The sequence below is a fragment of the Reichenbachiella versicolor genome (genome assembly GCF_003171675.1).
GTDB lineage: Bacteria > Bacteroidota > Bacteroidia > Cytophagales > Cyclobacteriaceae > Reichenbachiella > Reichenbachiella versicolor.
This window is the reverse complement of record NZ_QFZQ01000001.1, coordinates 239,191-251,996: the sequence shown is the minus strand read 5'-3', so window position 1 is coordinate 251,996 and position 12,806 is coordinate 239,191. Positions and strand designations below refer to the sequence as shown.

Genomic DNA, 12,806 nt, shown 5'->3' with positions numbered 1-12,806 from the left:
CTCAAAATTCCTGAATTTTCACTTAGAACGAGACATTTTTGCCTTATATCTACGCAAATCCATGGTATGTGGGTATTCAGCACTAGATTCTGATTCTGTAATAGCATATTCTGAGACTAAATCTACTTTAGTAATAAACCTACCACTAGACTGCTGATTGACTACAGTGGGCTCTACTAGATTGATCGAATGTCCAAAATCGAAAAATCTTGAAATACGTCGAGACTCTGCCTCATAACTATTGACGGGAAAAGTTTCATAGTTTCTACCCCCGGGGTGTGCTACATGATATTGGCATGCTGCGACAGACTTGTTGGTCCAAGTATCAAATAAATCGAGAACTAATGGAGTATCTACTCCTAGAGTAGGATGCAATGCTGATGGTGGTTGCCAAGCACGATATCTAATCCCGGCTACATATTCTCCTTGTACTCCAGTACTTTTCAATGGAATCTGACAACCATTACATAGTAATTTATACCGACTATCTGTTAGTCCTGAAACTTTGACTTGTATTCTTTCTAATGATGAATCTACGAATCTCGAAGTACCAGAATTGGACATTTCTTCTCCTAGAACATGCCATGGTTCTATGGCCATTTTAATTTCAATGTGTATATCATCCACATTTAATTCTCCTAAAAACGGAAATCGAAATGCAAAAAATGGATCAAACCAATCAAGTTCGAAACCATATCCAGCTCTATTGAGATCATTGACTACCTCGGCCATGTCTTTGTAACAATAGTGAGGCAAAAGGAATTTATCATGAAGACCTGTCCCCCACCTTACAAGATCATGCTTGTAGGGTTGTTTCCAAAACCAAGCCAACAGACCTCTTATCAATAGAAACTGTACCATGCTCATTCTGTAATGAGGTGGCATATCAAACCCTCGGAATTCTAATATCCCTAGCCTTCCAGTAGTAGAATCTGGGGAATACAACTTGTCTATACAAAACTCTGCTCTATGTGTATTCCCTGTAATGTCTATCAGTAAATGCCGGAATATTCTATCAACAAGCCAAAACGGGACTTCATTTTCAGCCAAATCATCTGGTATCTGATCAAAGGCAAGTTCCAGTTCATAAAGAATCTCATCTCTTCCTTCATCCACTCTCGGAGCCTGACTTGTTGGACCTATGAATTGAGTAGAAAACAAATATGATAATGAAGGGTGATGCTGCCAATAAGTAATAAAACTCCTCAACACGTCTGGTCTCCTTAGAAGAGGACTATTTGCTGGTTTTTCTCCTCCTAATGTAATATGGTTTCCTCCTCCAGTACCTGTGTGCTTACCATCCAGATTGAATTTTTCCGTTGCTAATTTGGTTTCTGCCGCCTTTTGATAGAGAATCTCATAATTCTTTAATACTTCATTCCAGTTTTTGGCAGGGTGAATATTGACTTCTATCACACCAGGGTCGGGAGTGATCATAAACTTCTGAATTCGATTGTCCGACGGAGGATCATATCCTTCTATAAGGACGGGCAGCTGCATCTGTTTAGCTACTTCTTCCACTGCACCAACCAGCTCCAAGTAATGCTCAATGTGTGTCAAAGGAGGAAAAAACACAAATAATTTCCCCTGACGAACTTCAACACAAACAGAAGTCTTAAATGGTATGGTGCTAGTATTAAATGGAATATTATCTGTTAATGACCGTTTAGTTTTAGGTAAGTCACCGACTTCTTCAAACAAATCTCTTTCTGGTCTGTATTCAGCATCTTGTTCGTCTATATGTTGGATAGAATCTAAGGGTAGTCTTAGTCCAAGAGGTGAATTGCCCGGGGTTAAAAAAAGGTGCCCTGATCTGAACTCCCATTTACAACTTTGCCAGTTGGTTTGATCAAAATCCCATTGTATCGGAATAGCATACCCTATTGGGTTTCCTAAACCTTGCTGAAGTAACTCTGCTAATCGTTGTCTTTCTAATGCTGATTTTAGATCCTTTTCATAGGGATCTATATTAACAGGTACGCGCCTTTCTTCCCATGCGAAGTAAAAAGGATCTTCATAGGCAGGTTGGATATTTTCTTGATCAAGGTTCAACTTTTGAGCCAATGTTTTCATAAAGACTTCAGTCTGCTCCTTTGTCACACCATAGTCTTTTGATAAATCTGCCAATAGCTCATCATCGTTCCATATCGGATGTCCATCGAGTCTCCAATAGCAAGCTAGCTTCCATCTTGGTAATGGCTCACCGGGGTACCATTTCCCTTGGCCGTATTGCATCAATGCACCATTTCCAAACTCATCTTTTAGCTTGTGAAAAAGTTCATTAGATAATTTTCTTTTGTGTTCACCATCTGCAGCTGTGTTCCACTCAGGGGCATCTTGGTTATCAACGGCGACGAAAGTAGGCTCGCCCCCCATAGTCAAGCGAACATCACCCGCTTCTAATTCTTCATCTATTTGAACTCCTAAGTCTACTATCCTATTCCACTGTGAATCGGTAAAAGGCTTCGTTACCCTCGGCTTTTCTATCACACGTTTTACAGAATTCTCAAACTGAAATTCAGTCTTTACAGCTTCTGCAGTTCCTGTTATAGGGGCAGCACTTTCGGGGTGCGGTGTACATGCCAAGGGAATATGCCCTTCTCCTGCAAACAATCCTGATGTAGCATCTAATCCAATCCATCCGGCACCTGGAATATAAACCTCTGCCCAAGCGTGCAAATCGGTAAAATCTTCTTCTGGACCTGACGGGCCTTCTAATGATTTCACATCTGGTTTCAATTGTACTAAGTAGCCTGATGTGAATCGAGCGGCTAGCCCAAGGTGGCGCATAAGTTGTACTAACAACCAAGTGAAATCACGACAAGATCCAGATTTCAACGCTAAGGTTTCAGCACAACTTTGAACCCCGTGTTCCATGCGGATGTTGTACTTCAAGGAAGAGTAAACCAATTGATTGAGCGCTACCAAATAGTCCACTGTGTTCATATCTTCTGTGAGTAGAGACTTGGCTTTTTCAACCATTTTCATCAATTCTGAATCACGCTCTATGATTTCAAGATATGGAACGAGTTGTTTTTGTAATCCCGCTTCATATTGAAATCCTGGCTTTTCGGCATATTCTTCAATAAAAAAGTCGAAAGGATTGATCACCACCATATCTGCGATGACTTCGACATCTACTTCAAAGTGATCGATTTTCTCAGGAAATACTATTCTAGCTAGGTAGTTACCAAACGGGTCCTGCTGCCAATTAATAAAATGATTAGCAGGTTTAATGTTCAAGGAATAGCCTTTTACCTGTGTTCTAGAATGTGGAGCAGGCCTAAGCCTGATGACTTGAGGAGATACCTCTATATGATGTTCATATTGATAGCTCGTAAAGTGTCGAAGTGCAACCTTAATAGACATGGAAAGATAAGTTTTGATCAATGACTTACTCTCACAAAAATACCCGCTTTCGGTACAGTAGGCACTGCACCGTCAGCAAATCCAAACATTTATTTGAGAAGGAATACGACTGCGAAAAAGCAGCTTTCAAATCAATACTCTTGGACCACTTTGCAGTAAATCTTGAAATTCTCAACCCCTATCGATCAACTTGTCCTTCAAATCATTGAATTCATCCACTGTCTCGTGTGAAAGTAGGTTCATCAACTCGTCCATCGCTTGGCTACTTACCCATATAAGGAAATTCTCCCGCTCGACTCCAGATGCTTTGCAACTAAAATCTAGATTATAGAGCAATATTTAACCCTTGCATCGCGGTGTGCTTATGGCTAATCAGTATAAGATTGGAGATAGTGAGGAATTGTACTTTGTTAGATTCACCATTAAAGGCTTGAGCATCATAGCCCAATTAATGCCTTTCATAGATTTGATTGCCTGATGTTCAGTGAGTATTTCAGTATCGTTGAACTTACTAAGCAACATTCTATTTAGTCGCCTTTTAAAAAATATGCGTAGTCAGTTTTATTTTCAGAATATGCGTGGTTAAGGTTTGTGAAAAAATATGCGTGACTAAGAATTCGAAATAAATATGCGTAGTCAGATTCTTTTTCAAAATATGCGTGATTGATTTTCAAAAAAAATTATGCGTAAGTGTGTTTGAAAAAAATATGCGTAACTCAAAAAACAATCACGCATATCATTTTGTTAAAAAAAAATATGCGTGACTTAAATGAACCACGCATATATGCGTGACACCCCTACGCATATATGCGTAACTCAAAACACAACCACGCATATTTTTTTCTAGGGGAAATAAATATGCGTAGTTGGGATCTAAGAAAATATGCGTGGTTAAGGTTTTTGAAAAAATATGCGCAGTCAGGATTTTTTTTGCCCTAAAATAAATTTGTGGGATGACCTCCTCTATCTAAGGCAAGGTAGTCTCAGAAGTTTTACTAAGCTCGCCTCAGTGGTGTGGTGCCGTCTCCTTGATTAGAGTCTTTTTTCCTCGGTTTATTCCTTCTTTTCAGTACTTTTGAAATGCGAGACTTCTTAAAATTATTATCACAATGGTGCAATTTGCATTTATCAGGTTTAAACACAAGATATTGGATAGGCATACGGGTGTAAGTCCCGAGAACCAATCAAGGCACCGCTTTGAGGAGTTTCGCAGTGACCTATCCTCTTTTTATTCATTTATTAATCCATTATTATGCGAAACTCCAATGGTTCAAATGTATGCCTAAATGGCAAAAATGTAGAGTCTGTTAATGATTCTGAAATCTTTAAATCTGTAAATTCTGTTGAGCAGGAATTTATTGGCAATCTCAAATTTCATGGAATTGAGGAATTAATTGAATCCTTAAAAATGGTTCATGATTTTGCTTTGTATCATACAGACTTGTGTTTTGATACTCCTGAAAAGATTGCTCTTTTTAATCTTAAGTTTTTGTGGGGGGGGGGTGGAGCAGTTGGAAAAATCTTAACTCTACAAAACCCATATAGGAAGACTATCTAATTAGGTAGTCTTTCTTTGTATTACCGACGCTGGTGTAAATGGAGTGTAACGGCTCGAATATGGGGCGTTTGGCACTTCAAAACACCAACCTGTCAAACCTCTATATATTTTATTATTTGTACTTAATTCAAATTTAGCACTATCCGCCAAATGACCTATATTTATTGTTAGGTTTTCGTGCTTTATTCTCCGCAGTCTGTCCGTGTGGTGGGGCAACCATACTCTTTGACAAGTTTTGGTTTGTGTGTCTGCCTTTTGTGCGACTTGGCAATGTGTATGGTTGTGAAGCGATGGCATTAAAATAGTCCAGTTTTATTGTACATTTTGTCTAGATATGGTTGCATCGTTTCATCAACGCTATTATATTCATCAGTTTGAAGTAGACTATATCTCTCATTTAACTCAACAATAGGACAATCAAAATCTATCCCGTATAATTCTTCAACACCAAGAATCATCTGACTGTCTTTAGGTTGATTTTTTAGTATGAAAGAATAAATCAGGTCAATGTGCCCTGTGTCTTGAGCTTGCTGATTTGGAGAATCAATAACAATTGGGCAAAAAGTAGATGACCCATATTTATTTATTGTCTTAAGTATTGAAAAATAATATGATATTAATGCTCTTGGTAAAGTACTACCTGTTTCTGGTATCGTAGTATTTATACTCTTCATATCTTCCTCACTTATAGACCAAACATCTAAGTCCCTTAAATTTGTCCGAACATTAGTTCTATAAAATTCTAAAATTTCCTTTTTCCTTTCTTTATTTTCAATTCCTTTTAGTTTTTCATTAAGCTGATTAACCTGATAAGTCAATTCGAAAATCTCTTCCTTCAAAGCATCAATATTTTCATCAAAGACCTTTTTTAGTTCTCGTTTTCCTTCATTTTCGATAATGTCCCTTAGCTTAATACCTCCTTGTTTCTTTTCTAAAACAGTTTCAACCTTTACAATTTCCTCATTATTATTCGTATAAGCTTGATTAACTTTAGCGATATGAGAATCTAATTCAGTTAGTTCCCTACTTAGTTCAATAAGTAACTCCTTACATTTATTTTCATCTTGAGCAATTTCAAATCTTTCCTCAAAGGAGTTTTCATATGTTGCACCACAGGTTGGACAATCGATATGGTCACTAATCTGATAAAAGGTAGCATGCTGATAGTCTTTGCGAACTTCATTCAATGCTTTCTTTGTTATTTCAATTTGAGTTTCGCAATTATTTTTAAAGTTGTGAAAATCAACCAATTTAGTTTTAAGTTTTTCTTGAGCTTTTTTCAGCTCTTGTGACTCTAATAATAACTCTTTTATTTCTTCTTTAAAATCATCCATACTAAAGGCAAAATCAACTTGTTCCATCTGGTCTTTTACCTTTTTAAGCATGTTTTGAGCTAGTTTTTTTTCACTTTCTAATTCCTTTACGGTTACAAGGTGTTGGTCAATCTCTCCTTTAGTAATGTAATACTCATTCGGTCGAATTCCAGTATGATAATAGCTAATTGGGTCTTTGTACTTTTTTACCTGAGATAGATTTTTAAAAGAAACCCATGGTTCTTGCCAACTTGAGTCTTGGTCAATATAATATGGTAAAAAACAATAAGCAGGAGGAGGAGTTATTATATTATTATTCCTATCAGGTAGTTGAATTTTAAAATCAAACATTTTTGCTAAAAATGGACCTAAACCTTTTGTTACGCTATCAAATAGACCAATTAAATTGTCATTCCTATCAAAAATAGCATAGGTTTTATAATCCTTAACGATTACAAAATTGACATCATCAACTAAAAATCTAACCATGATTATAGGAGATAAATTAACCCACCTAGGATTAGATTTTCTCGGGTTTGCTCCAAATGCTTCGTATATAGATTTTATAAGGGATGATTTCCCAGTATCATTCTTCCCGTAAATTACCGTTCGATGTGGATTTAGTTCCACTGCTTTCGCCTTCTTTTCTTTGTGAGACAAGAGCATTATTTCGGACAAAACGAATCTTTTCATATTTCTTTGTTCTTAGATTCCGAATAAGTTTTTTAAAATTTTCACTTGTATTAGTCATACAGTTCACATAATGTTAATGCTTCAATAAATATTTCATCATAGATTGTTTGGTTTATAGGCGCTTGGTTATATTTCGACAATACTTTATCTACACACTCTAGCAAAGTGTCATTATCCAATAAATCATTTTCCTCAAAATGCTTTATTAATTCTTTAATCTTCTTAATTATGGAAGCTAATATTGAATTATTAGGCTCCATTCTTTCAATTTCAACTTTATCCCAAGCATTCTTATATTTTCTAATTCTAGAATATTTAACACCTTCATTTGACAATATTTTTTCAATGTTCTTCCAAGCAGATTCAAAGTCCTTTGATGTACCGCAAATATCTAACATGCCTTGAAAAGAAGATTTTCCAATTGCTTTACATTTGATTAAATCATCAAAGGATATTACATCTTTATTGTAATTGGATTTGCGCTTAACTTCATTGAATAGATGTTGATAAATTAGAGGGATATTGTGTTTAGTATTAGGATATGAATCATTAAGAAAATCGGCAATTTTCCCTTTGGTGTATGTTGGACTATCATGCAAGTTTAATTCTGCAACTTTCAAGAAGGTGATATCTTCATATTCAGAAATATCTTCACTAGGATGTTCTATATTTAGTTTTTCATTTATTTTTTTCTTGTCAGTTTCATTTAGTTCTATTACACATACTTCTTTTTTATCCAGTGAATTAAAGTCTTTATCGCCAACTTTAAATCCAATATTCGAAACAAAATTCAGAGATTCTGTGTTCTTTTCTGCTTTAATTTTGCAATCATATAGCTTTCCAATAATGGAAAGAAGAACATCTCCTTTTGTACTTTTTGGGCTTTTAAGCAATTCGCCCAATGTCCAATGAGCTTTATTTTGCTTTCCTTTAATTTGATAGAACGAAACTTTTTGAGGAGTACTTTCTGAATCCATTATCATTAGGTCTTCTTGATAATCAAATACAAATAAATAATCACTTTTCTCATTGTGAAAATCAAGTAATTGGCAGATACTCCAATCTTTCTGATAATCAAAACGGCTGGCAGACCTAGCACCAGCTTTTTCTCTCGGTTTGTTTTTTATTAAAGTATCTTTTATATCCATAATTCATTGTGTATTGGCAAAAATTTGGCTCTTTTACAAGCTGAAGTGTCAGCCTGTGTGTTAGAGCTTGTAAATGTGCCAAATGTGCGTTGGCTCGCGTCGTTCTTGCATGAAACCTAACGTAATTGTAATGTTAATGTGTATAATGGTGATTATAACCATTATATCTAATAGATTCTTGATATTCATAAAATCCTGCTCGGTCGCAAATATTTTGCGACTGAAATCTAGCTTAATAGAGAAGTATCTAGCAATTGCATTGCGGTAATCTTGATGTTAACTTGTATTTATGGCTTACAGATATAAGATTAGAAACTATGAGTGATTGTACTTTGTTAAAGTAACCATTAAGGACTTAATGGTACTATATTAGTAAAGGAATTGGATTAGTTTAAATATGAAGGTCACATCACAGATGCTGTAGACTAATAAAATCGCAATACAATTGCGATCAAGCGGAGCAAATGGAGTGTAACGGCTAGTATATGAAAAGTAGCGGATTTATAAGCACGAACCTTTTGGAAAGCAATATACTTAATTAAACGCAAAAGCGATTCAGGCTTGCACCTGAACCGCTATTTTTTATATACATTGTTGTGCGTTCGTACTTTTTTCACGCTCAATTTCCGTCCTTTTTTTATTCTCCGTGATACATATTAGAATACATTTCAGCTAATTTTGAAGGTGATTCTTTCCAAGCATTAAACATTCCAAGTCCCATTTCGTCAGGTACAATATCCAATTCTCCTGCTTCTACTTTGTCTAAAATTATTGTCGCAACTCCGTCTGGTGCTGGCATATCCCATTCACTACCTTTATTCATATCTGTATCGATTGCTCCTGGATTTATAGCGTGTACAGTTACCCCTTTTTTGGCAAGCTCAATTCTTACTGAAAGTGTTGCTGAATATAAAGCTGTTTTTGATGCTGAATAACCTGCAATTGACGGAAGTGGCGAATATGCAACAATCGAAACTATATTAATGATTTTAGCAGGTGTGTTTTTCTCTAAAATAGGAGCAAATGCTCGCATCATATTTATTGTTCCATAATAGTTAACTTTCATATCGTTTTCTAAAGCACTAATTTCTCCCTCTAAAACATTTCCTTGACTTAAAATTCCTGCATTATTAATAAGAACTTCTACGTCTTTAGTTTTTTCTGCAACTTTTATAATTTGAGCGTTATCAGTAATGTCTAATTCTAATGCTACAACTCTTTCGTCTCCAAAATTTGGCATTTTGCTTAAATCTCTGGAAGTAGCATAAATTTTTCTCGCTCCTTTTTCTAATGATGCTTTTACGAGAGACTTTCCAATTCCTCTGTTCGCTCCTGTAATTAATATTACTTTGTCTTCCAATGTTTGCATGTTTCGTTATTTTGATCAATAATTATAATGCAAAAATATTTTGATGATAAAGCCTATAAAACCCGATACTTGCGGAATTAAGAATTAGGTTTAATTTCGATTGTTCTAAAGGTTAAGTTTATTCTCGGACTTTTTACACCCGTTATTTTAAGTGTAAGTGCAACGGTACTTAAAATTGAAGATGAAGTTCTAGTGTCTCCCGACACGGCCTTTCTAGTGCTATCTTTAAACTAAAAGTGTTAGTAAATGGGATATTATTCTTATTCGACCTTTCAAGTACATTGGCTAAAAACCAATAGCGGCAAGGGTAGTTGATGTACCTGAGCATTAATTTGATCAGGTGTAAATAATTATGTTAATCGACAGGAGGCACTTGGATATAGAGATGCTTTTAATAAGCAGGCCGTGTCAGGTTATTATTTATAAGTGAAAAAATATTAACTTTTATATTTTTAAATCAATTCAAAAAATAGGGTAAATCGTAATGTCTTTAAGGTCACTGTTCTTAGTCGTAGTATTCGTTTTAACTGGTTGCGAGAATAAAATTAAGTTTGGAGAGTTAAAAGGAGAGCAATTAAATGACAAGATCTCGACTTTTACCCCCGAATCAATTAAAGAACTGTTAAATAAAGAAATAGTACTCAAGGGCCTGACTCCCCGAGGTGTAAATGAGATGATTGATCTAGAAAAAGGTCAATGTATGCTAGCGTTTGGAGCTAAAAAAGAACTTGGTTTTGGTGGACGTTTCTTTCTAGGTGCTTTTACTAACTCATCTCATGAGTATGATATTAATGATTTTATACCAACGAACGAATTTACTTCAGACAGTTTTAAGTTCGAAAATGAAATAGAGCTTCCAAAAGAAGTTTGCAAACGATGTGATAATTTCGAAGATTGTTTGAATAAAGGAGTTACAGCTTCAGTAAGTGGGAAGGTGATTCGAGCTTGGAAGTGGAATGGAGATACAAATGAGCCCGGAATTACGAGGATCTATATTAAGTTAAGCGGCTACGAACTTGTTCCATACCCAAAATAATTTCCTCATTATTTTAAATGTAAGTTTGACAACCTTATTCTCTTCCCATTTAATCAATTGTCTGAACTTGATAAAACCTGAGACCATTTATGACTAAATTTACAGCTAAGTTTCTGCTGCCTTTTGTACTTTTCTTGTTAGCAGCCTGTAGTGATAATCAAATAAAATTAGGTGAGCTTAGAGGGGAAGTTATTAATGAAAAAATTAAAGGGATGTCTGAAGAAGAAGCAAAAAGTCTAATTGGGAAAGAAGTAATTTTAAAGGATCTTCGAACCCTGGGTATTCATGAAATGATTGATGCTGAGTCAGGACAATGCATGCTGGGATACGGTAGTAGGAGAGAACAAGATTTTGGTCGATATTTCTTTGTTGGAGCCTTCACCAATAATTCCTCGAACTACGATGTAAATAAATTTCTAGGGAAGGAAAGCTTTCTAAGTGAAGATTTTAGTTATAGCAATGAGCTTGTAGTTCCAAAAGAGGTTTGTAAATCTTGTGAAGGCGACAATATTTATAAGTGTTTAAATAAAGGCCAGAAAGCAACAGTGAGTGGTAAGGTATTTGGCATTTGGGCTGATGGCAGCGGAGAAGGAACTACTATTTATTTAAAACTGAGCGGCCTGCATATTACAAGCTATGTAAAAGAGTAATTTTATGAGTAATAATGATAGGGAGTCTACTTTGAGACTCCCTATCATTATTACTACTTAGTTAGTTCCTCTACTAACTCTGAACTTAATCTTCCAGATTGAACAGAATCGCAAGGTAATAAACCAATTGGTTCATCGTCGATACTTGCTAAGGCAAATTCAGGAAAAATAGCTACCTGACTGTCCCAAAACTCCCGTTATTTTAAGTGTAAGTGCAACGGCACTTAAAATTGAAGATGAAGTTCTAGTGTCTCCCGACACGGCCTTTCTAGTTTTATCTTTAAACTAAAGTGTTAGTTAATGGGATATTAAGCTTATTCGACCTTTCAAGTACATTGGTTAAAAACCTATAGAAGCAAGGATAGTTGATGTACCTGAGTATTAATTTGATCAAGTGTAAATAATTATGTTAATCGACAGGAGGGCATTGGATATAGAGATGCTTTTAATTAGCAGGCCGTGTCAGGAGACACTTGGGGTTCATCTTTAAGTTTGAAGTCACCCTTCGGAAGACTTCAAACAACTGGGTTTACAGCTGACCTGCCATGATTTGATACAGCATGTTATATTCTTTAGCTATCCCATTGAATTTGTTCTGCTAGTGAAACTAACTCTCCTTCTTTTGCTCTTGATGATAGATAGATATAGTTAGTATACCATTCCCATCCTTGGACACTAATTTCTAAATCTAACTTTTGGTCACCATCAATATCTCCAACCCATTTTATACCGATGAAGTGAATCGGTTCTGAACAACATTCGCCCTCATAATTTTTTAAGGTCGGTATTGAAAAAATTTCTTGGTCGGTAATCGTATCACCCTTCTTCTGTCTTAATATTATTCGATAACTTTTATTGGCGATTGGTTCAATTTTATTACTACTAATCGTGGTTTCAGATAATGCGAAAATTGAATATTTGTATAGAGTTGAATCTATGCTGTAATTCAGAACTCTACTACTAGAGCTTCTTAAACCAAATCCAGTAGAAAACACCTTGACTTTTATTTTTGTTGGTGATGACATGAATACAAGTCTTTCTTCTGTGTTTTTTTGAGCTTTTCGCTTGCCTTGTGCCTCCTCCATTTTTTTGGTGAGATAATCGAGTGTATTTATATTCTCAATTCTGAAAGTTGTTTTCGTATTGTTGTAATAGTAGGCTGAAAGTTCTGGATATATAGAGGAAATTCTTTCGATTTCCGTTAAGCCATAGTAGCATATCATACCAAGATCTTCTTCAGTAAATATTTCACCTGCAATTCTATCAATGTATGGATTGAATAAATAGCCCTTGAATTCTTTGAATTTACTAGGCATCCAAGTACCTATAATATTTTCAATAGTATCGGACACTATCTTTCCCATTCCGCCAGCTCTTACAATGTTGTTATATGGAATTGACGTAATTACTTTAGAATTCGTGGAAGGCTTTTCTCTTAGTTTTAGTCCGTTAGTACTGGTCACTCGATAGAAAGCTTCAGTATGACGATAAGATTGAGCTTTGGAATATTGAGTAAGGAAGAAGATTAAGGTTAGTAATAATAGATGCTTCATATTGCTCGCATATAACGACCGAGTATATAACACTCAGTTTTTCTTTTATTGTAACATACAATACTATTAATGACAACAATTAATTACAAATGGTGATATGTAACAAACACCCCATTC

Annotated in this window: 8 protein-coding genes; 3 read left to right on the top strand and 5 right to left on the bottom strand. The window is 35.4% G+C overall.

Annotated features, from left to right (window positions below; genetic code table 11):
• Window positions 1-18 precede the first annotated feature (18 nt).
• A complete protein-coding gene (locus DKG80_RS01115) occupies window positions 19-3,369 on the bottom strand; it encodes a transglutaminase family protein (protein ID WP_109829441.1) in 3,351 nt (1,116 codons plus the stop codon).
• Window positions 3,370-4,621: 1,252 nt separating this feature from the next.
• Here DKG80_RS01115 and DKG80_RS01110 point away from each other — a divergent pair.
• Entirely contained in the window at window positions 4,622-4,927 is a 306-nt protein-coding gene (locus tag DKG80_RS01110; RefSeq protein WP_109829440.1) for a hypothetical protein, read from the top strand.
• 296 nt (window positions 4,928-5,223) lie between these two features.
• Here DKG80_RS01110 and DKG80_RS01105 read toward each other — a convergent pair whose 3' ends face one another.
• The 3 genes from DKG80_RS01105 to DKG80_RS01095 all read right to left on the bottom strand — a co-directional run bounded on the left by DKG80_RS01105 (window position 5,224) and on the right by DKG80_RS01095 (window position 9,450).
• Entirely contained in the window at window positions 5,224-6,933 is a 1,710-nt protein-coding gene (locus DKG80_RS01105) for an AAA family ATPase (RefSeq protein WP_162555610.1), read from the bottom strand.
• A 50-nt stretch (window positions 6,934-6,983) separates the two neighbouring features.
• Entirely contained in the window at window positions 6,984-8,081 is a 1,098-nt protein-coding gene (locus DKG80_RS01100) for a dsDNA nuclease domain-containing protein (protein ID WP_109829438.1), read from the bottom strand.
• Between the two features lie 637 nt (window positions 8,082-8,718).
• Entirely contained in the window at window positions 8,719-9,450 is a 732-nt protein-coding gene (locus DKG80_RS01095; protein ID WP_109829437.1) for an SDR family oxidoreductase, read from the bottom strand.
• Window positions 9,451-9,934: 484 nt separating this feature from the next.
• Between DKG80_RS01095 and DKG80_RS01090 the strand changes: the two genes are divergently transcribed.
• A complete protein-coding gene (locus tag DKG80_RS01090) occupies window positions 9,935-10,486 on the top strand; it encodes a hypothetical protein (RefSeq protein WP_109829436.1) in 552 nt (183 codons plus the stop codon).
• An 89-nt stretch (window positions 10,487-10,575) separates the two neighbouring features.
• Window positions 10,576-11,136, top strand: a complete 561-nt coding sequence (locus DKG80_RS01085) for a hypothetical protein (protein ID WP_109829435.1) — start codon at window positions 10,576-10,578, stop codon at window positions 11,134-11,136.
• A gap of 572 nt (window positions 11,137-11,708) precedes the next feature.
• Here DKG80_RS01085 and DKG80_RS01080 read toward each other — a convergent pair.
• On the bottom strand, window positions 11,709-12,689 hold the full coding sequence (locus tag DKG80_RS01080) for an SH3 domain-containing protein (RefSeq protein WP_109829434.1): 981 nt from the start codon (window positions 12,687-12,689) through the stop codon (window positions 11,709-11,711).
• Between the last annotated feature and the right edge of the window lie 117 nt (window positions 12,690-12,806).